This is a genomic window from Burkholderia sp. SRS-25, from assembly GCF_004343765.1.
GTDB lineage: Bacteria > Pseudomonadota > Gammaproteobacteria > Burkholderiales > Burkholderiaceae > Burkholderia > Burkholderia contaminans.
Window position 1 is genome coordinate 155,542 of record NZ_PTXM01000001.1, and the last position, 18,991, is coordinate 174,532.

Sequence of the window (18,991 nt, forward strand, 5' to 3'; positions counted from 1 at the left end):
GCTCGCCCCTCCCCCAACACCATGCGGCACGAACGACACAGGAAACGACGATGAACGATGAAGGCGGATACGATCTCGAGGATCTCATGCCCGGCATGAGCGCGTGCTTTTCGAAAACCCTTTCCGAGCACGACGTGCGGCTGTTCGCGAGCGCGACCGGCGACCGGAACCCCGTGCATCTCGACGAGACCTATGCGCAGCGGACGTTTTTCGGCGGCCGCATCGCACACGGCATGTTGTCCGCCTCGGTGATATCGGCGGCGATCGCGACGCATCTGCCAGGGCCAGGCTCGATCTACCTGTCGCAGGATCTGCAATTCCGCCGCCCGGTCAGGCTGGGCGAAACGGTTTGCGCGACCGTAACGGTCAAGGAGATTCTCGCGAGCCGGCGCCGGGTCGTGCTGGAAACCCGCTGCGAAGTCGACGGCCTCGTCGTCGTGGAAGGCACGGCGGTGGTGATGCCCACGAATGCGGCGGCGCGCCGGAAAGAAGCGGCGCGCGTGCAGGATCAGGAGGCTTGACTGTCGCCTGAAGCGGGCACGCAGGCATCGCAGATGCGCGGCCGGCGCTCACGCGAGCCTGCTTCGTCGCCGCTGATCGACGCGCGACAGGCGACACGTGAACGGGCTCAGCAGCTGGCCGCGATCGCGTGGGCGACGCATCGGCGGGCGAGCACGTCGGTCGGATCGACGAGCGTTGCCCGCGCCCCGTTGCGCGCGACGTATTCGCCGCGCGGCAGCAGGATGGGCAGTTCGGTACACCCGAGCACGATCACGCTCACGCCATCGACAATCAGCGCATCGATTGCGGCACCGATGTCGTCCTCGCACTGTCCGGTCGTGAAGCCGGCCTTGACGCCGTGCTTTCCATAGATCGCGTCCATCACGCGCGCCTGCAACGCCGGTGCGGGCACGACTTGCCGAAGCCCTTGCTGCGCCAGCGCCTTTTCATACACACCGCTTGCGATCGTGCCGGACGTCGCCAGTACGCCGACGTCGCGCAGCGCGGGCCACGTGTTGCGTACATGTGCGACCGTCTCGGTCAGCATGTTGACGATCGGAACGCCGAGATACGGCTGAATGCACTCGACGAACGCATGTGCGGTGTTGCACGGAATGGCGATGAGGTTCGCATCGCCGTCCTCGAGCTGCTTGCAGGTCGCGTACAACGCGATCGTCGGATCCGCGCCGCCGCCCACCAGGTTGCCGGTCCGATCGGGAATCTGCGGGTTCTGTTCGACCAGCAGCTTGACGTGGTCCTGATCGCGCGACGCCGGCGTGTTGCGCACGATCTTGTCCAGGAAATCGACCGTCGCGGCCGGGCCGACGCCACCGACCACGCCGATCTTGAACGGTAGCACACGCGAACCGCGCGGCGCCGATACCGCGTACTGCGCATACGCGAGATTCGAATCGATCAACGGCACCGGCAACGGGCCGATTTCGTCCGTAACCAGCGCAATCTCGGTCAGCCCCGGGACGATGACTTGCACACCCTGATCGACCAAGTCCTCACAGGCTCGGCGCAACAGCTCGACCGGCCGACCTCGACACTCGCCGCGCTTGACGCCGTCGGCACCGTAGACGGCTTCCGTCACGAGATCGACGCCATCGTACGAACGCGGATAAACGACGTCGAACTGCGGCGCCGGAAAATACGTATCGAAGAGCCGCTTGTCGCGCACATAGTCGGAAGCGAGCACGCCGATGCGCGTCACGTCGGGATATGTGCGCCGCACGTGGCTGCGAACGGCTTCGACGATATCGACGATCGCGACGCGCGTATTCGCCTTCAGCTCGTCGAGGAACGTGTGGCTCAGGAAACACGGCAGTACGACCGTCGTCACGCCCCGCTTCTCGAACTGCCGGATCATGTCGAACACGTACAGCTTGCGTTCGACGGTCGCGGCACTCCCCGCCCCCGCGCCCTTGAACGGATGTTGTTCGAAGATCACGTCGACGTGCGCTTCGTCCGACTGCGCGGGCGTCGCCTTCATCATCTTGAAGAACACGTCGGCACTCCCCAGCGGCCCGAGGCCGCCGATCACGCCGAATTTGCGCCGCGCGAGCATGCTGTCCGTGCGCATCATGCGTTCAGCTCCGGCCGGTCGAACACCGCGCCTTCGGGTTTCGCCGCTCGCCGGCCCTCCCACTTCGCAATCACGGCCGTCGCCACGCTGTTGCCGATCACGTTCGTCATCGTGCGCCCCATGTCGAGGATCTGGTCGATCGCGAGGACCATCGCGACGCCGGCCACCGGCAAATGGAACATCGGCGCGACCGCCGCGACCACGACCACCGAGCCGCGCGGCACGCTCGCCATGCCCTTGCTGCTCAACATCAGCACCAGCAGCATGAACACCTGCTCCGACAGCGGCATGTGCACGCCGAACGCCTGGGCGATGAAGATGGCGGCAAACGCCTGATACATCATCGAACCGTCGAGGTTGAATGCGTAACCCAGCGGCAACGTGAAGCCCACCACCTTCTTGTCGACGCCGAACCGCTCGAGCTGCTCGGTCAGGCGCGGATAGGCGGCCTCGCTGCTCGCGGTCGAGAAGGCGATCAGCGCGGGTTCGCGCACGGCCTTCAGCAGGCTCACGACGCGCCGCCCGAGAAACGCGTAGCCGGCGCCGATCAGCAGCATCCAGAGAACGAGCAAGCCGAGATAGAACGCGCCGATCAACTTTCCATACGTATAGATCACGTCGAGCCCACGCAGCGTGACCGACGACGCGATCGCGCCGAATACGCCGAGCGGCGCCGCGCGCATCACATAGTTCGTCAGGCGCAGCATCACCGGCACCATCCCGTCGATCGACTGGATCACGACGCCGACGCGCTTGTCGTGCTTCAGCGCACTCAGCGCGACGCCGAGAAAGAGCGAGAACACCAGGATCTGCAGGATGTCGTTGCGCGCCATCGCGTCGAGCAGGCTGGTCGGGAACGCATGCGTGATCACGTCCCGGGCGTTCAGCGCGGCCGTATTCAAGCCGGTATTGACCTCGCCGGCGGTTGCCGTGAGGTTCAGGCCGGCGCCCGGCTGCAGCGCATTGGCCATGACGAGGCCCAGGCTCAGCGAAATCAGCGACGCGCAGACGAACCACCCGATCGAGCGCAGGCCAATACGCCCGACGTCCTCGCCGCTGTCCATGCCGGCCAGGCCGGACACGAGCGTCACGAACACCAGCGGCGCGATGATCATCTTGATCAGGCGCAGGAAGATGTCGGTGACGATCGAGAAATTGCCGGCAATCGTCTTGAGCGTGCCCGGGTCCGCGATGTGGGTGTGGCAGAGATAGCCGGCGACGACACCGAGAATCATGCCGACTGCGATGCTTAAGGTAAGGCGATTTTTCATGTCCATCCGTCCGTGGTGGCACCCGGCCGCCGGAAGGCGGACCGCCGCTGCGATGAAGGCAGCGCGACGCGGGTCGCGCGTCACTTCTGCCGTTGGAACGAATGGTAGGGACCGTCGATAAAACCGTGATGCCGGTGCAACATGGCGGTATGCGAGTGCCGCATAAGGCGGGAAAACCCTGACTCAGCCGAGCCGTGAAGGCGCCGCCCGCAGGTGCTGCCAGAGGGTGTCCAGGAATTCACTGCGATTCGACACATCGCGATACGCGCGCAGTTCGACGTCGAGGTTCCACGCCGCCGGCCCGGCCGGCACGAGTTCGCCGGCCGCCAGTTCCGCCGCGATCGCGCTCCGGGGCAGCCACGCGACACCCTCGCCTTCCATCACGAGTTTCTTCAGCACCTCGGCCATGTCGGATTCGTAGTGCAGTTGCAAGGCCGGCGCATCCGGTGCGCGACCGAGCAGCAGCGCGAGGCACCGCCCGAAGTAGCTGGTTTCCGTATAGGAAATCAGCGGCAGCGGATGCTGCTTCGTCCCGGGAAGGCGAAAGGCCGGCGCCGATCGATGGTTGGGCCTGCATGCCGGCATCAACGTATCGAGGCCCACGGTCAGGTGTTCGTATTTCACCGGGTCGAGATGGAGCGGCAGTTCCGGATGGTGATACGCAAACATCAGTTCGCAGTTGCCGTTGACGAGCATCAGGATCGAGTCGTGGACATTGGTCGGAATGACGCGCGCCCGCACTTCGCCGAAATGCGGCGCGAGCGCCTTGAGCCAGGCCGGCAGGAAACTCAGCGCGATCGTGTGGCCTGCGGCGATCTGCAGGCTCTTGCCGGCGATCCGCTGCTCGGTGCGGATGATGGCGCGCGTGTCGAACAGGCGGCTGAGCACGTCTTCGGCCGTCTCGCGGAACAGGCGTCCCGCCGGCGTCAGCACCGGCGGAAAGCTGCTGCGATCGATCAATTCGGCCCCGATCCACTGTTCGAGCGATTGAATGCGGCGGCTGAAACCCGACTGCGTGACGTTGCGGAACTCCGCTGCCCGGGAAAAGCTTTGATACTGAGCGAGGGCGAGGAAATCCTCGATCCATTTGATTTCCATGTTGGCCTTGGAGGATCGCGACGGGATCGGCCTGCGCGTACCCGAAGTCAGGGTGGCGCGCAGGCCGGCGGACGCTCACATTGTATGTGCTCGACCCGGCCCGTCGTGTCGGCGTTCGCGATGGCGCCAGTGCACCGACCTGAGCGTCGCTGTTCTGCATCGTCGCTGACCGGACGATATTCTCGGACGCGCCCCGTGCCACCGGCATTTAGGCGGCACGGCCGCCGGCGATCCCTGCCTGGCTACGCCTTTTTCATATAACTGTTGCACCAGCCTTTCGCATTGACCTGCTTGCCGCCGAAAATCGCGCACGGCCCCGTCGCGGCGCCGGCCTTGCCCTGGAAGAACTGGCAATTCACACAGGCCTCGCCCGCGTGGAATTTCGGGTACTTCGCATGGTCGACCCGGCCGGCATCCGCCTTGTAGCCGAGCGCCAGGGCATTGGCATCGGTTTCCTGCACGACACCGGCCACGGTATCGGCGGCCGTCGCGCGGCGTCCAGCCGCGAGCGCGGAAGCAAGCACGGTGGTGACTGCAATAAAACGTCGACGTGAAAATTTCATGGAGTCCTCACTTCAGGTTTGCATGAACGGTTGTCCGGGAAGCGCCGCTCCCTGACGACGGGACGCCGCCCGCGCCGAAACGGTGCCGGTCGATCGCGCTCGTATCGCGCCCATCACGCCGACGCACGATCGACGCCGGAATCAGCGAAAGAACAACTCCCGCATCCCGAACGTGTGATGCGCTTCCGCCGCCATCAGCACCATCAGCACCAGCAGGCTCAGCGGCGGGATCAGGATCGCGTACACGAGCGCCAGCCGCTCCCACATCATGTGCATGAAGATCGACACGATCAGCCCGGCCTTCGCGATCATCAACACGACGATCAGCACCCAGCGCATCAGGCCCTGCACGTTGAAGTAGTCGACCAGGTACGACAACGTGCTCAGCACGAACAGCAAGCCCCAGATCTTCAGGTAGAGGCCGATCGGATGCTGCTGGCCGTGCGCGGCGTCGGGTCGATCGGCGGGATCGATGTGCTCCATGGCTGCCTCACCACAAATAGAACAGCGCGAAGATGAACACCCACACCAGGTCGACGAAGTGCCAGTACAGCCCGGCGATCTCGACGATCTGGAAGTTGCCGTGTTCGGTGAACCCAGGCTGCAGGATCTTGCGCGCGATCAGCAGCAGGTAGATCACGCCGCAGGTCACGTGAAAGCCGTGGAACCCGGTAATCGTGAAGAAGCACGCGCCGAACTGCGCGGCGCCCAGCGGGTTGCCCCACGGGCGGATCCCTTCACGGAAGATCAGGTTGCTCCATTCGAACGCCTGCAGCGACACGAAGGTCGCGCCCAGCAGCGCGGTGGCCAGCAACAGCGCGGCGGCGGGCCGCGCGTTGCGCCGGTAGCCGAAGTTGACGGCCATCGCCATCGTGCCGCTGCTGCTGATCAGCGTGAACGTCATGATCGCAATCAGCAGCAGCGGCACTTCCACGCCGCCCACGCTGAGCCCGAACACTTTCGCGGTATCGGGCCACGGCGCGGTGGTCGACATGCGCACCGTCATGTAGCCGATCAGGAAGCTGCTGAAGACGAAGGTGTCCGACAGCAGGAAGATCCACATCATCGCCTTGCCCCACGGCACCCTGAAGGCTTCGCGGTCGGACGACCAGTCCGTGACGATGCCGCGCCAGCCGTCGGGCCGCGCGTCGGCGGGCAGGCCCGCGGGCGATTCGGCCGCGGATTCGGTGTGGACGGTAGGCGCGGTCATGGCGCGGCTCCATACAACGGCCCGCAGATGGCGGCGACGATCCCCGGGGTCAACCACCATATCACCGCCAGCAGCACGAGCCAGACCGCGAGCAGGAAGTGCCAGTAGAGCGCGCACAGCGCGATGGCCCGTTGGGCCCGGAACGGATCCGCGCGCCGGAGCTGCGCGATCGTCACGCCCCATGCCGCCAGCCCGCCCAGCACATGCAATCCGTGCAGGCCGGTCAGCAGGTAGAGGAAACTGTCGGACGGATTGACGGTGACGGTCTGCCCGGCTGCCGACAGCACGTGCCACGCAATCAGTTGCCCGATCACGAACACGGCCGCCAGTATGCCGCCGGATACCAGCCACACCGCGCGGTACGGGCCTATCCGCCGGGCTCGCTGCAGCGCAATGCCGGCCAGCGCCAGCGCGCCGGTGTTCCACCACAACAGCGCCGGATGCGGGATCGGTTGCCAGTCGGATTCGCGCATGCGCATCGCATAGGCGAGCAGCAGCAGCGAAAACAACGTCGTCGCAACCGCCATGAACACGACCAGGCCGGTGCGGCCCGCATTCGGCAAGCCGGGTGGCGCATCGGGAACGAAGGGGCGCGGCAGCGTGGTCATTCGCGTGCCTCGCCCGGGTGCAGCGTCGGATGAGCCGCTTTGGGTTCAGGCGCCGTTGCCGGCGGCTGATTCTGCGGCACGAAGTCTTCCTCTTGCCCCGGCGGACTGTATTCGTATGCCCAGCGGTAGACGACGGGAAGCGTCGGCCCCCAGTTGCCGTGCACGGGCGGCGTTTGCGGCGTCTGCCATTCGAGCGTGGTGGCCCGCCACGGGTTGCCGTCCGCGCGCCTGCCGTGCCCGAGGCTCCAGGCAAGGTTGAACAGGAACAGCACCTGCGCCACCGCGACGATCAGCGCGACGATCGTGATGAACGTGTTGAGCGTCTGCGCCGAATGCGGAATGAAGCTGTAGCCCTGATAGGCGTAATACCGCCGCGGCATGCCCAGGATGCCGAGATAGTGCATCGGGAAATAGATCGCATAGGTGCCGACGAAGGTGATCCAGAAGTGCGCGCGCCCGAGCGTGTCGTCGAGCATGCGGCCCGTCACCTTCGGGTACCAGTGATACAGGCCGCCGAACACCACGAGGATCGGCGACACTGCCATCACCATATGGAAGTGCGCGACCACGAAATACGTGTTCGACAGCGGGATGTCCACGCTCACGTTGCCGAGGTACAGCCCGGTCAGCCCGCCCAGCACGAAGGTGCTGATGAAGCCGATCGCGAACAGCATCGGCACGGTCAGGTGAATGTCGCCGCGCCACAGCGTCAGCACCCAGTTGTAGACCTTGAGGGCGGTCGGGACGGCGATGATGAGCGTCGTGGTGGCGAAGAAGAAGCCGAAGTACGGATTCATGCCGGCGATGAACATGTGGTGCGCCCAGACCACGAAGCTCAGCGCGCCGATGATGACGATGGCCCACACCATCATCCGGTAGCCGAAGATGCTCTTGCGCGCGTGCGTGCTGATGAGATCCGACGCGATGCCGAAGGCCGGCAGCGCGACGATGTAGACCTCCGGATGCCCGAAGAACCAGAACAGGTGCTGGAACAGCAGCGGGCTGCCGCCGGCGTGCTTGAGCGTCTGCCCCATCGACACCACGGCCGGGATGAAGAAACTGGTGCCGAGCGTCCTGTCGAACAGCATCATCACCGCCGACACGAACAGCGCCGGAAACGCCAGCAGCGCCATGATGGTCGCGATGAAGATGCCCCACACCGTGAGCGGCATGCGCATCAGCGTCATGCCGCGCGTGCGCGCCTGCAGCGTGGTGGTCACGTAGTTCAGGCCGCCCATCGTGGCCGCGACGATGAAGATCGCCAGCGACACGAGCATCAGCACGATGCCCCATTCCACGCCCGGCGTGCCCGGCAGGATCGCCTGCGGCGGATACAGCGTCCAGCCCGCGCCGGTCGGCCCGCCCGGCACGAAGAAGCTCGCCACCAGCACCAGCACGGCCAGCAGGTAGACCCAGTAGCTCAGCATGTTGAGAAACGGGAACACCATGTCGCGTGCGCCGAGCATCAGCGGGATCAGGTAGTTGCCGAAGCCGCCGAGGAACAGCGCCGTCAGCAGGTAGATCACCATGATCATTCCGTGCATCGTGACGAACTGGTAGTAGTGGTTCGCGTCGATGAAAGCAAACTTGCCCGGAAAGCCGAGCTGCAGCCGCATCAGGTCCGACAATACGAGGCCGACCAGGCCGATCGCGATGGCCGTCAGTGCGTACTGCACGGCAATGACCTTGTGGTCCTGGCTCCACACGTAGCGGGTCCAGAAGCTGTGCGGGACGTGGTCGGTGTGCGCGTAGGTCATGGCGTCTGCTCCGTCTGCTTCGTCTGTTCCGCTAGGGCTGGGCCGCGGTGCCGGCGGACGTCCCGCCTTGCGCCTTGATATAGGCCACCAGTGCGGTCAGTTCCTGCTCGCTCAGGTCGAAGTGCGGCATGATCGGCGAGAAGCCCTTCACGACGCGGGCCGTCGGATTGCGAATGAACGCGCGCAGATAGGCTTCGTCGACCTTCGCGGTGCTGCCGTCGGCCATCGTTTCGGTCTTGCCGTACAGGCCCTTCCAGGTCGGGCCCACGAGCGGACTGCCGTCCACGGTGTGGCAGGCGACGCAGCCCTTGGCCGCCGCGAGCGTCCTGCCCAGGTTGGCCAGCGCCTGCGCACTGCCGCCTGCCGCGGCCGGTGCGGCCTGCACGTGGGCCATCTGCTGCTGCGCGAACGTGGTCTGCTGCGCGAGCCAGCGCGAGAACGCGGCTTCGTCTTCCACCACCACCACGCCGCGCATGCCGGAATGCCCGATTCCGCAGAGCTGCGCGCACAGGATGTCGTAGCGCCCTGCCTTGGTCGGCGTGAACCAGAAGGTGGTCACCATGCCCGGCACCATGTTCATCCGCGCGCGGAACGGCGGAACGTAGAAGTCGTGCAGCACGTCGCGCGACCGTGTCAGGACCTGGACCGGCCGGTTGAGCGGCAGGTGCACCTCGGGCCTTTCGATCAGGTAGTTGTCACGGCCGTTCGGGTCGGCGGGGTTCATGCCGAACGGGTTGTCGTTGCTGATGTAGCGCACGTCGGTCGTGCCCAGCTTGCCGCCGGGCCCGGCGAAGCGGAAGCGCCATTGCCATTGCTGGCCGAGCACTTCCATCTGCAGCACGTTGCGCGGCGGCCGGATGTAGTCCGCGTAGACGAACAGCCCCGGCGCCAGCAACGCCGCCACGCCGACGATGGTCAGGCCGATCAGCCACCATTCCAGTTTCCGGTTGTGCGGTTCGTAGGCCGCACGATGCCCGCTGCGGTGGCGATAGCGCACCAGGGCGACCACGATGAACAGGTTGATGGCGATGAAGAATGCGCCGGTGATGACGAGCGTGATCGTCAGCATGTCGTCCATGCGCACCCAGTTCGACGCGATCGGCGTGATCCACCACGGACTGGCAAAGTGAAACCCCACCGCCAACAGGATGATCAGGACCAGGGCAATCGCAAGGGCCATAGGCCGCCTCGCTGCATGTCACACGCCGGAGCCGCCGACATCGGGTTACGCGTCTCCCGCGGGCGCCGCATGTTCAAGGTCGGTGCGGCGGGAAACGCGATGTGTCAGTCGTCCAGGTTCTGCTTGCGCAATCGTTCCAGCCTGCCGTAGGTGATGGCCGCAACCACGCCGAACAACAGGTTGGCCAGCAAGGGCCCGGAACCCCGCTCGGAGACGAACCACGGGAACACGGCCGTCATCACGTAGAAGTTCCACCCATACGCGACGATCCCGAACGCCAGCCCGATGGCGGCTTCCATGCCCACGCTCGAATCGAAGCGGAAAGGCGCCATGATCGCGGCGAGCATCATCCCCATGATCGCGCCGAGCACGTAGTGCAGCAGCAGCGCCATCGCCACGATCTCAAGATTGAATTGCGTCATCTGGCCGAGCGCGCTGCGGCCCATCACCATCGCCGCGATCTTGTGGGTCGGTTGCCACGGGCTCGAGCCGAGCACGAGGGTCGACCAGACGAATTCCAGCGCGATCACCAGCGCGCCGCCCGCGAGGCCAGCCACGGCAGCGGCGACCCAGTCGGGCGACCGACGCTCCCAATGGTGCGATTGAATGTGCAGTTCCATACGACCTCCTTGCCGCGACGGTTCGACGTCGGCACTTCGGTTCCGAAGGCATCACGCGCGTCGGGCCCGCGTCTCTCGCACGATTCGGCATGGCAGGCAGGGTTGCCTGCGCAACGTGCGCACACCCCGCTCCCCGCGCGGCCCGCGGTCGCGGCCGTGCGCTCGACGGAACGCGTCGATGAACGCGGGAGTCGGGCAGGCCGGCTTGCCGTCGCGCGTCAGGGGAAGATCGGTGACGTAGGTTCGGCGCCCTCCAGGTCTGCCTTCGGAAAATGCTGGGCGACCATCTCTTCGATTTCCTGCTCTCGCAATGCCGGCACGTCGGCCATGATCAGGATCTGGCCTGCCTGGATAGCCTCGCGAAATCGCTGGAGTCGCGCGTTCGGCTCCGAGATGCCGATCATCGCGGCGGTCCACGCCCCGAAACCCGCTCCGGCCAACGTCAACCCGACGACCGCGCCGCCCGCGATCACGAGTTCCGCCGGAGGAAATACGAGCGCGACGAGGCCGATCAGCGCGCCGGCCGCGCCGCCGAGCGCGACGCCGCGCTCGAGCGCATGCACGACATCGCTGCTTTGCAGCAACGATGCTTCGGGCAACTGATCGAGTGTGACGCTGTGGTCGGCGAGAACATGGATGTGGCGCCAGGTGATGCGTGCGCGCAATAGATCGTCGACGATGGCCTTCGCCATCTGGGTATCGGGTACGAGGAAATAAAGGCGTCTCATGTTGGCACCCCTTTTCTTGCCATCAACGCGTCCAAGGGACTGCTTTCTATTCTATGTCAGCATCGGCAACGTGCCAGGTGCATGCGGGCCACGGACGGGGTCGCATGCGAGCAGTCGGCACGCGTGGCAGGGGTGGTTGAAGCGCGGTGGGGATCGCGGTCGATCGACGCGGGGCACGTTGCATTCGCCCCGCCCCGACCGGCGCTATCCGCGCTTTCGCAACGGCGCCAGCAAGTCCCGCAGGCCGTTGTGGTCGATCTCGTGCATCAGCGCGAGCTGCCGGCCGATTTCGCCGCGCGGAAACCCTTCGCGCGCCAGCCAGTTGAGGTAAGGCCCGGGCAGATCGGCAATCAGCCGTCCCTTGTATTTCCCGAAGGGCATGATGACGGTGACGAGTTGTTCGAGGTCTGGATTTTGCATGCGGATATTGTGCACGGCTTTTCGGTCCCGTCGCAGACCGCGCGAAAAGGACTCGGCGAATCACCTGCGCCCCTTTTCTCGCCTGCTAGACTGGAATTCCCCCTGCACACGATGGAGGGAATCATGATGTCCGTCTATGTCGTGAAGACCGGCGAGCAGTTCCTCTGCACCGCCGAGGATGGCGATATCGGCATGGCACCGGCCGTTGAGGATGCCACGTCGTTTGGTTCGTATGAGGAAGCGGAAAAGGCGGCGCACGTGCATGCCGATCCCGGATACGAAATCGTGGCCGTCTGCGTGATCAGGCACTGACACGGCGCCCGGCGACGGGCGCCCGGCGCGCATTCCCCCGTATGCGGCGCCGCAAGGAATCGGAGCGTCGTTGCTCCGCCTTTATCGTCTGGGCCCTTTCATGCCCTCCGACTCCATGGCCGCGTGCCACGCCTCATTCGCCTCGATCGGGTCCATCGCTTCGTCGACGGAGGCCGTCGCGCGCTCGGCGGCCGCTCTGGCCTCGTCCGCCGGGGACGCGAAATCATCGTCGCCATTGCGATCGCCATCACCGTCGCCCGGAGGATGCAGCATGTCCTTGAGCATCGCGCTCAGTTCCGACGTGTCCCATGGCAGCCCACGCCGAGTCCGATCCTTGATGTAGTGCCTCACTTCCGCGTCCTGTTCCACGGTCAGCGGCAGCCCTCGGAAGGTGCTTTTGGGGCCAGCGTCGATCATCGCATTCTCCTGTTTCTAGGGCATTTTCAGTGTACTCGCCATTGGGAATGCGGGAGCCATAATTGCTGCGCGCTTGCGGCAGATCAGACGTGCGGGCTCGACAGGCGGGCCGGTTCTTCGGAGGCGATGCGCAACGTGATCAATCGAAGATTTGAACGCTGGCATGGGCGGTGTTCGCGCTCGCGTCACCTGCAACCGCGAAGCCGCAGTACAGGCGTGTTTTCCCCGATAACGATCAGCCTTCCTGCGCCAGCCGAAACAAGACGTCAGCGAGGGCGCGAATCTTGGACTGTGCGGCTCGTTGGGATGGATAGACGACGAAATACGACAAGCCGTTTTGCGCCACGTCGGCAAATGGTGTCATCAGTGTCCCCGCCTGCAGGCGATCCCTCGCCATCCGGGGATCGCCGATCGCCACTCCATGCCCTTCCGCCGCAGCGGAGAGCGTCAGTTCGAGGGTATCGAAAACGAGCCCACGGCTCGCGTCGATCTGCCGTGCCCCAACGCTTTCCAGCCAGCATTGCCACTCCTGATGACCGTGTCCGGGGTGGAGCAATGTGACATGAGCAAGGTCGGCTGCCGAGCCGAGCGATGCGGCCATTTCGCTGGTACACATCGGGGTGAGTCGCTCGACAAACAACGGCACCGCGTCCATACCCGGCCACTGCCCGGTTCCACGCACAACGATGGCGTCGACGTCAGGTGTCGTGAAATCCGGCGTGTCGTCCGCCGACGTGGAGATGCGAAATTCTGTTCCAGGCAACGCGTGATTGATGTCCGGCAGCCGTGGAAGCAACCAGCGAAGCGCAAACGTGGATGGCAACCGCAGCGTGACGACAGGCGCCGCCTTGGCGTGAACGTCTGCGTGTTGAACCAGTTGCGTGAGTACGCTGACGGCCACGGTCAACAGTTCGCTGCCTTCCGCTGTCAGCGTCAACCCTGACGCATGGCGCACGAAAAGTGCACACCGGTAGTGCGATTCCAGTTGCTGGACCTGACGGCTCACCGCACCCTGCGTTCGACACAGATGGTCGGCGGCTCTGCTGATGCTCCCGAGTTGCGCCGCGGCGACGAACGCCTGGAACGCTGTCAGCGGCGGCAGCGGCCGCGTCAGGTCGCCCAATGGGTATGCATGGGTTGCATACCCGGGTTGCGGATTTTTCGATTGTTCGGTCATCGGTGCATCGCTATCTTGCCTGTACCCGATGCGCGTCCGTTCGAATGCGCGGCGTCGTCAACGAATGATCGGAGAAAAATGATGGTCTCATCGTCGGAAGCACTATACACCCGGCAGGTTCGCAACTATCTCGCGGAGCTGGAACGCGGCGATGTCGCGGCGATCTGTGCGTTGTTCACGCCGGACGCCCAGGTCTTCTCGCCGTTTCTCGGCTGGATGAACGCCGCGCCATTCTTTGCGAAGGTCAATGCTGCGTCTGGAGCAAGCAAGATAACGCCCATCGACATCTGCGTCAGCACGATGGGGGCTCGACGGGCGACCGGTTACTTCGTCTATGACTGGGCGCTGAAAGATGGATCCGCGGTGCGTTTCGAGTGCGTCGATGTTTTCGAATTCGACGACGATGGGCGCATCGAGCGGATGATCATCGTCTACGACACCCATCCGATTCGCAGCACGGTGGGTGACAAATACGCGTAGCCGAATCGATGTCGCTCGATGCCGAAGGCTGGTTTGTGGAGGGCACGTGCCGACTTCGATCGCCACGCGCGCAGGGCATTCGGTGAACACGCCGACATCCGCCGCGATGGCGGCACCGCACACGCCCGTCGCGACACGGTGCCTGACTCGACCGCCTGCGCCCCCGGACGGCACCGCTGCCGCAAGCGAGCCGTCCGTTCTCGACGGCCACGCCTGCGGCAAGCCGGTGGCTGCGTCCTACTTCTGCAGCGAGATTTCCACCCGGCGATTACGCGCCCGCCCTTCGGCGGTCTCGTTCGATGCGGCCGGGCTGGTCTCTCCATGCCCCGCCGCCTCGATCGAATCCGCCTTCAGCCCGTGTTCGCGCAGATACCCGGCGACCGCATCGGCGCGACGCTTCGACAGTGCCTGATTGTGTGCATCCGAGCCGGTCGCGTCGGTATAACCGTCCACTTCCACACGCGAGAAATGCCTGTCGCCCTGCTGGTTCAGCAACGCGTCGAGCGCGGCGGTGGCGGCGGACGTCAGCACCGCGGAGTCGGTCGCGAAGTACGCATCGCCGGTCAGGCTCACCTTCTCGACCGCGGCGGGCGCGGGCGCGGCCGCCGCGGCGACCGGCGCGGGTGCCGCACCGCACTGGAACACGATCGAGTGCGGATCGGCGCCGTCGCGGTACGGCGTCGTGGAATCGACCCTGCGCACGGCCTCGTTGCCGCACATGCGCGTCGCGACCTTCATGCAGGTATTGGCGCTCGACAGGATGCCGTGGCAGTCGACGCGGAACGTCCGGATGCCGTCGCGGGGCTGAAGTTCGTATGCGTTGTACGTCGGCCCCGATGCGCTCGAACAGGCCGCGAGGGAAACGACGGACGCCAGCAGTGCAAGATGAATGTTTTTCACTTGATTACTCCGAAAATGCGAGGGGCGCAGCGCGGGCGGCGCAACGGCGCAGCCGCATCCGCGTGCGTTTGCGTTCAGCGCGGTCCGCTCCGGCAATGCGTGCCGGAACGAACCGCAGCGCGCGATTACTTCCACTGATACAGCATGCCCGCGCCGACGACGCGCTGGCTGCCGGCGAAGCCGCCGTTCAGCGTCGCCTTCAGGTTTTCCGTGACACGCGCCTGCACGCCGACCGCCATGGCCTTCTGCCCCTGGAACGTCGCCGTACCGACCCCCATCGCGAAGTTCGAGTCGCGGTCCATGTGCGGGATCGACGCCATCGCGGCGGTGGCCGCGATCCCCTCGCGTGCCATCGAATCGGTCTGCTGGATCTGCTGCTGCATCTGCGTGAGCTGGTTGTTGACCGTGTTCAGCGACTGCGTGAACTGGTTCGACACCGCGTTCAGCTGGTTCACGTTCACCGCATCCGTGCCCTGCGTACCGGCCGCGACGTTGACCACCTGGCGCGCCGATTCCGCCGAACCGACCGCGACGACGTTCGAGCGGCCGCCGTCGTTGCTGCCCGTGCCGATCGCGGCCGAATTGCTGCCCGACGCCGTCGAGCCCACGCCGATGGCGGTGGAACCGTTGCCCGATGCGAGCGAGTTGTTGCCGACCGCCGTGCTGTTCGAGCCCGATGCCACCGCCCCCGAACCACCCGCCGACGAATTCTGGCCAGTCGAGCCCGGCGGCACGTTCGTGCCGCTCGGGTTCGTCGTGTACTGGCCGCCGAGGTTGGTCGTGCGCTGGTCGATCAGCGTCGTCAGCTGGTTCGCGACCGAGTCGAGCTGCGACACGTTCACCGCGTCCGTGCCGTTCTTGCCGGCCGCGAGGCCCGTGATCTGCCGGTTGCCGATGTTCACTTCGCCGGCCGACGATTGCGGGCTGCTCAGGCCGTACGCGACGTAGTTCGTCAGCGCGCCGACCGTCGTCAGCGAACCGGCGCCTAACGCCACGCTGTTCGCGAACGTCGCGGACGCACCGGCGCCCAGCGCGAGCGCATCGGTTGCGTTGCCGAGCGCGCCGGAACCGAGCGCGACGCTGCCCACGCTGACCGCCTTCGCATTGGCGCCTTGCGCGACCGACTGCGCGCCCAGTGCCGTCGCGCCGCTGCCGAGCGCGATCGCGTCGGCCTGCGCAGAACTCGCCGCCTGCCCGATCGCGACGCCGCCAGGCGCGGTCTGGTCGACGATCGCGCCGTTGCCGATGCCCACGCCGTTGTCGCCGTTGACGACCGTCGTCGGCCCCACCGCGACCGATTCCGCACCGACGGCGAGCGAGTCGGTCGCCGTCGAATTCGCGTGGAAATACTTCTGGCCCGTGACCGCGAACGACTGCAACGCGCCGGCGAGCTGCCGCACGGTCACCGCATCCTGCTGCCCGGTGCCGTCCGCGACGTTGGTGATCTGGCGATACGTCTTGCTGGTTGCGTCGCCGACCGAAACCGCGCCGAGCAGCGTCTGGTCCGTCGTGTTGAACGGAATCGATGCTGTGCCGTTGCGGATGATGCCCGACGCCGGCGTCGTCGCGCGGTCGGATACCGACCCCGCACCGAGCGCGATGCTGCCGTCCACCTTCGAGATCGCATTCGGGCCGATCGCGACGCTGTCGAGCCCGACCGCCTGGCTGTCCGGCGCGGTCGAGTTCGCGTGGAAATACTTGATGCCGTGCGCGTTGATGTTGTCGATCGCCGAGCCGACGTTGTTGTTGATCGTCGTCGAGCCGTCGCTGTTGTAAGTCACGTACGACGGGGCCGAAATCGTGCCGGTCGTCGGATCGTAGGTGGCCCCGCCGCCGATCGCGCCCGCCGTGCTGTTGCCGAGGTTGGTGTTGTTGTTGGCGATCGAGCTGAGGCCGGTGGACAGCGAGCCGATGCCCGTCGACGTCGCGGTGGACAGCGACGTCAGGTTGCTGTTCGTGCTCGACAGCCCGGTGGACAGCGAACCGACGGTCGTCGAGGTCGACGTCGACAGCGACGCGATCGAGCTCGTCGTCGAACTGAGCCCGGTCGACAGCGAACCGATGCTCGTCGAGGTCGCGGTCGACAGCGACGTGACGTTGCTGTTCGTCGTGCTCAGGCCGGTGGATAGTGAGCCGACCACCGTCGAGGTGGACGTCGACAGCGACGTGATCGAACTGTTCGTCGAACTCAAGCCGGTGGACAGCGAGCTGATGCCGGTCGACGTCGAAGTCGACAGCGACGTCACCGAGCTATTGGTCGAGCTCAACCCCGTCGACAACGAGCTGATCCCTGTCGACGTCGACGTGGAAAGCGACGTGATCGAGCTGTTGGCCGACGACAACCCGGTCGACAGCGACGACACCCCCGTCGACAACGAACCGACACTCGACGCCGTGGAAGTCGACAGCGAATTCACCGCCTGATTCGTCGCATCGAGCTGCGACCCGTTGATCGCATCCGTGCTCGCCGAACTGATGCGCCCGGCCGCGACATTGGTGATCTGGCGCTCGGTACCCGCTGCGCCGACGCTGACGACGCTGGTCGGATTCGTACCGTTGAACGTGTACGTCACGCCGCCGATCGTCGCGCTTGCGGTCGGGTTCGGCGCGGCCGTCGTCGAGCCCGAGCCGAGTGCGACATCGCCTGCATTGTTCGCCACGGCCGACGCGCCGAACGCCAGCGCACCGGCCGCCGCGGCCGTCGACGTGTTGCCGAGCGCGAGCGAGCCGGTGCCCTGCGCGATGTTCGAATTGCCGATGGCGACCGCGCCGTCGCCGTTCGCCGTGTTGTTCGACCCGGCCGTGACCGCGCCGGTGCCGATCGCGGTGCTCGGGTCGCCGATCGCCACCGCACCGTTGCCGCTGACCGTCTGCCCCAGGCCCAGCGCGACGGCGCCGATGCCGCCCAGCACCTTCGAGTTGTTGCCCCCGGCAATCGAGCCCGCCCCCGCCGCAGCCGCGACCGAGTTGCTGTCGCCAATCGCCACCGTGGAACCCGCCGCCGCGACGCTGTTGATGCCGATAGCCGTCGCATTCGTGGCCGACGCCGTCGCGCCGGGCCCCAGTGCGCTCGCCGAGATGCCGGTCGCAAGCGCAAGATTACCGACCGCGGTCGCGAACTGCTGCGTCGCGGTCGACTGGACGCCCATCGCGATCGAGCTGACCCCCGACGCATTCGCGTTCAGGCCGAGCGCCATCGCGCTATCGGCGCCGGCCGTCGTGGCCGAACCCAGCGCGATCGAACTGGTGCCCAGAGACTGCGTGCCCGAGCCCGGTACACCCGCCGTCCCGCCCCAGCCGATCGCGATCGACGACGTGCCCTTCGCACCGCTGTTCACCCCCATCGCCACGCCCGAATTGCCGGATGCCAGCGCGCCGCTGCCCACGGCAACGGCGGCTGCGCCCGAGCTAGTCGATTGATTGCCGAGGGCCACCGAGCCCGTAAGGTCCGCATGCGACGCATAGCCGAGCGCGACGCTTTGCGCGCCGGCGGCGCTCGCCCCGAGGCCGAGCGCCGCCGCGTACTGACCGGAAGCCAGCGCATTGTTGCCGAGCCCGATGGCGGACACTCCGGTCGCGGCCGCGCCGCTGCCCATCGCTACCGACCCGCTTTGCGTCGCACTCGACAGGTTGCCGATGGCAACCGAGTAGGCCCCCGAGCCGATCGCCTGCACGCCCATCGACGCGCTGTTGACGCCGGTCGCCTGCGCGTTGATGCCGACGGCCGTCGAACCGTCGGCCATCGCATGCGCACCGGGGCCAAGCGCCGTGGCCGACACGCCCTGCGCCGTCGACAGGTTGCCCAACGCGGTGGAATTCGTCTGCGCGGCGCTCGACCCGACGCCGATCGAAATCGACGAGACACCGCCGGTAGCCGAGCCGCCATCCGGCTGATACTGCGCATGCGCGCCGGCATGGAACAACGCGAGATACGCGGACGCCATCAGCAGGGTGAGCCGCCTGAGCGATGGGGCCGAGGTCGCGCCTGCGCGAACCGCGGCCGCTCCTTCGACGTCACGCTCCGCCGTGCCACGCGACGACGCAACGCGCTTTCCGCGTGCCCGATCAAGCTCCGAAGCCGCAACCCAGGCTCCCAGTGCTTCGTTCCAGATCGACTTGAACGTCTTGTTCATCTTGTCTTCCCTCGGTTCTCATATGCTG

19 protein-coding genes and 2 pseudogenes are annotated in these 18,991 nt (G+C 65.9%); 3 read left to right on the forward strand and 18 right to left on the reverse strand.

What is annotated here, in order from left to right; translation table 11 throughout:
- Positions 1-50 precede the first annotated feature (50 nt).
- Positions 51-521 carry a MaoC family dehydratase gene (locus C5O79_RS00710; protein WP_122478038.1) on the forward strand — a complete coding sequence of 157 codons (471 nt, stop codon included), beginning with the start codon at positions 51-53 and terminating at the stop codon, positions 519-521.
- A 107-nt stretch (positions 522-628) separates the two neighbouring features.
- On the opposite strand, the gene C5O79_RS00715 is transcribed toward C5O79_RS00710, so the two are convergent.
- From C5O79_RS00715 to C5O79_RS00770, 12 genes are all read right to left on the reverse strand, one after another.
- Complete coding sequence (locus tag C5O79_RS00715) at positions 629-2,086, reverse strand: amino acid racemase (protein ID WP_122478994.1); 1,458 nt, start codon at positions 2,084-2,086, stop codon at positions 629-631.
- Positions 2,086-3,360, reverse strand: coding sequence for a dicarboxylate/amino acid:cation symporter (locus C5O79_RS00720; protein ID WP_122478996.1), 1,275 nt, complete (start codon positions 3,358-3,360; stop codon positions 2,086-2,088). Before C5O79_RS00720 ends, C5O79_RS00715 begins: the two co-directional genes overlap by 1 nt.
- 183 nt (positions 3,361-3,543) lie before the next feature.
- Positions 3,544-4,458, reverse strand: coding sequence for a LysR substrate-binding domain-containing protein (locus C5O79_RS00725; protein ID WP_047853229.1), 915 nt, complete (start codon positions 4,456-4,458; stop codon positions 3,544-3,546).
- A 242-nt stretch (positions 4,459-4,700) separates the two neighbouring features.
- Positions 4,701-5,021, reverse strand: a complete 321-nt coding sequence (locus C5O79_RS00730) for a high-potential iron-sulfur protein (protein WP_122478040.1) — start codon at positions 5,019-5,021, stop codon at positions 4,701-4,703.
- Between the two features lie 141 nt (positions 5,022-5,162).
- Entirely contained in the window at positions 5,163-5,504 is a 342-nt protein-coding gene (locus C5O79_RS00735; protein WP_046547029.1) for a cytochrome C oxidase subunit IV family protein, read from the reverse strand.
- A 7-nt stretch (positions 5,505-5,511) separates the two neighbouring features.
- Positions 5,512-6,231, reverse strand: a complete 720-nt coding sequence (locus C5O79_RS00740) for a heme-copper oxidase subunit III family protein (RefSeq protein ID WP_047853226.1) — start codon at positions 6,229-6,231, stop codon at positions 5,512-5,514.
- The gene (locus C5O79_RS00745) at positions 6,228-6,839 is read right to left on the reverse strand and encodes a cytochrome c oxidase subunit 3 (protein ID WP_122478042.1); all 612 of its coding nucleotides are present in this window, start codon (positions 6,837-6,839) and stop codon (positions 6,228-6,230) included. The genes C5O79_RS00740 and C5O79_RS00745 overlap by 4 nt, the downstream gene beginning before the upstream one ends.
- Positions 6,836-8,596, reverse strand: a complete 1,761-nt coding sequence (gene ctaD / locus C5O79_RS00750; RefSeq protein WP_122478044.1) for a cytochrome c oxidase subunit I — start codon at positions 8,594-8,596, stop codon at positions 6,836-6,838. The genes C5O79_RS00745 and ctaD overlap by 4 nt, the downstream gene beginning before the upstream one ends.
- 31 nt (positions 8,597-8,627) lie before the next feature.
- Positions 8,628-9,776: a c-type cytochrome gene (locus C5O79_RS00755; protein WP_046547033.1), complete on the reverse strand. Its 1,149-nt coding sequence runs from the start codon at positions 9,774-9,776 to the stop codon at positions 8,628-8,630.
- Between the two features lie 104 nt (positions 9,777-9,880).
- Positions 9,881-10,396: a hypothetical protein gene (locus tag C5O79_RS00760; RefSeq protein WP_046547034.1), complete on the reverse strand. Its 516-nt coding sequence runs from the start codon at positions 10,394-10,396 to the stop codon at positions 9,881-9,883.
- A 218-nt stretch (positions 10,397-10,614) separates the two neighbouring features.
- On the reverse strand, positions 10,615-11,124 hold the full coding sequence (locus C5O79_RS00765; protein ID WP_046547035.1) for a hypothetical protein: 510 nt from the start codon (positions 11,122-11,124) through the stop codon (positions 10,615-10,617).
- A 204-nt stretch (positions 11,125-11,328) separates the two neighbouring features.
- The gene (locus C5O79_RS00770; RefSeq protein WP_047853223.1) at positions 11,329-11,544 is read right to left on the reverse strand and encodes a DUF3820 family protein; all 216 of its coding nucleotides are present in this window, start codon (positions 11,542-11,544) and stop codon (positions 11,329-11,331) included.
- Between the two features lie 123 nt (positions 11,545-11,667).
- Between C5O79_RS00770 and C5O79_RS00775 the strand changes: the two genes are divergently transcribed.
- The gene (locus tag C5O79_RS00775; protein WP_039355684.1) at positions 11,668-11,856 is read left to right on the forward strand and encodes a hypothetical protein; all 189 of its coding nucleotides are present in this window, start codon (positions 11,668-11,670) and stop codon (positions 11,854-11,856) included.
- Positions 11,857-11,937: 81 nt separating this feature from the next.
- Here the strand turns inward: C5O79_RS00775 and C5O79_RS00780 are convergent, their stop codons facing one another.
- Both C5O79_RS00780 and C5O79_RS00785 read right to left on the reverse strand, forming a co-directional pair.
- Positions 11,938-12,273: a hypothetical protein gene (locus tag C5O79_RS00780; protein WP_046547037.1), complete on the reverse strand. Its 336-nt coding sequence runs from the start codon at positions 12,271-12,273 to the stop codon at positions 11,938-11,940.
- Between the two features lie 235 nt (positions 12,274-12,508).
- Positions 12,509-13,450 carry a LysR substrate-binding domain-containing protein gene (locus tag C5O79_RS00785; RefSeq protein WP_122478046.1) on the reverse strand — a complete coding sequence of 314 codons (942 nt, stop codon included), beginning with the start codon at positions 13,448-13,450 and terminating at the stop codon, positions 12,509-12,511.
- 81 nt (positions 13,451-13,531) lie between these two features.
- Here C5O79_RS00785 and C5O79_RS00790 point away from each other — a divergent pair, with 81 nt between their 5' ends.
- The gene (locus C5O79_RS00790; RefSeq protein ID WP_046547371.1) at positions 13,532-13,930 is read left to right on the forward strand and encodes a nuclear transport factor 2 family protein; all 399 of its coding nucleotides are present in this window, start codon (positions 13,532-13,534) and stop codon (positions 13,928-13,930) included.
- 237 nt (positions 13,931-14,167) lie between these two features.
- On the opposite strand, the gene C5O79_RS00795 is transcribed toward C5O79_RS00790, so the two are convergent.
- From C5O79_RS00795 to C5O79_RS38775, 4 genes and pseudogenes are all read right to left on the reverse strand, one after another.
- Entirely contained in the window at positions 14,168-14,830 is a 663-nt protein-coding gene (locus tag C5O79_RS00795) for an OmpA family protein (protein ID WP_122478048.1), read from the reverse strand.
- Between the two features lie 125 nt (positions 14,831-14,955).
- Complete coding sequence (locus C5O79_RS38430; RefSeq protein ID WP_306172476.1) at positions 14,956-15,213, reverse strand: YadA C-terminal domain-containing protein; 258 nt, start codon at positions 15,211-15,213, stop codon at positions 14,956-14,958.
- A 58-nt stretch (positions 15,214-15,271) separates the two neighbouring features.
- Positions 15,272-15,508, reverse strand: a pseudogene (locus C5O79_RS38910) (hypothetical protein); the annotation flags it as partial.
- A pseudogene (locus tag C5O79_RS38775) lies at positions 15,484-18,963 on the reverse strand (ESPR-type extended signal peptide-containing protein); the annotation flags it as partial. The pseudogenes C5O79_RS38910 and C5O79_RS38775, both read right to left, overlap by 25 nt.
- Positions 18,964-18,991: the final 28 nt, after the last annotated feature.

Coding starts and splice junctions, on each gene's coding strand:
- C5O79_RS00710 (WP_122478038.1), top strand. CDS start 51: ATGAACGATGAAGGCGGATACGATCTCGAGGATCTCATGCCCGGCATG.
- C5O79_RS00715 (WP_122478994.1), bottom strand. CDS start 2,086: ATGCGCACGGACAGCATGCTCGCGCGGCGCAAATTCGGCGTGATCGGC.
- C5O79_RS00720 (WP_122478996.1), bottom strand. CDS start 3,360: ATGAAAAATCGCCTTACCTTAAGCATCGCAGTCGGCATGATTCTCGGT.
- C5O79_RS00725 (WP_047853229.1), bottom strand. CDS start 4,458: ATGGAAATCAAATGGATCGAGGATTTCCTCGCCCTCGCTCAGTATCAA.
- C5O79_RS00730 (WP_122478040.1), bottom strand. CDS start 5,021: ATGAAATTTTCACGTCGACGTTTTATTGCAGTCACCACCGTGCTTGCT.
- C5O79_RS00735 (WP_046547029.1), bottom strand. CDS start 5,504: ATGGAGCACATCGATCCCGCCGATCGACCCGACGCCGCGCACGGCCAG.
- C5O79_RS00740 (WP_047853226.1), bottom strand. CDS start 6,231: ATGACCGCGCCTACCGTCCACACCGAATCCGCGGCCGAATCGCCCGCG.
- C5O79_RS00745 (WP_122478042.1), bottom strand. CDS start 6,839: ATGACCACGCTGCCGCGCCCCTTCGTTCCCGATGCGCCACCCGGCTTG.
- ctaD (WP_122478044.1), bottom strand. CDS start 8,596: ATGACCTACGCGCACACCGACCACGTCCCGCACAGCTTCTGGACCCGC.
- C5O79_RS00755 (WP_046547033.1), bottom strand. CDS start 9,776: ATGGCCCTTGCGATTGCCCTGGTCCTGATCATCCTGTTGGCGGTGGGG.
- C5O79_RS00760 (WP_046547034.1), bottom strand. CDS start 10,396: ATGGAACTGCACATTCAATCGCACCATTGGGAGCGTCGGTCGCCCGAC.
- C5O79_RS00765 (WP_046547035.1), bottom strand. CDS start 11,124: ATGAGACGCCTTTATTTCCTCGTACCCGATACCCAGATGGCGAAGGCC.
- C5O79_RS00770 (WP_047853223.1), bottom strand. CDS start 11,544: ATGCAAAATCCAGACCTCGAACAACTCGTCACCGTCATCATGCCCTTC.
- C5O79_RS00775 (WP_039355684.1), top strand. CDS start 11,668: ATGATGTCCGTCTATGTCGTGAAGACCGGCGAGCAGTTCCTCTGCACC.
- C5O79_RS00780 (WP_046547037.1), bottom strand. CDS start 12,273: ATGATCGACGCTGGCCCCAAAAGCACCTTCCGAGGGCTGCCGCTGACC.
- C5O79_RS00785 (WP_122478046.1), bottom strand. CDS start 13,450: ATGACCGAACAATCGAAAAATCCGCAACCCGGGTATGCAACCCATGCA.
- C5O79_RS00790 (WP_046547371.1), top strand. CDS start 13,532: ATGGTCTCATCGTCGGAAGCACTATACACCCGGCAGGTTCGCAACTAT.
- C5O79_RS38430 (WP_306172476.1), bottom strand. CDS start 15,213: ATGCAGCAGCAGATCCAGCAGACCGATTCGATGGCACGCGAGGGGATC.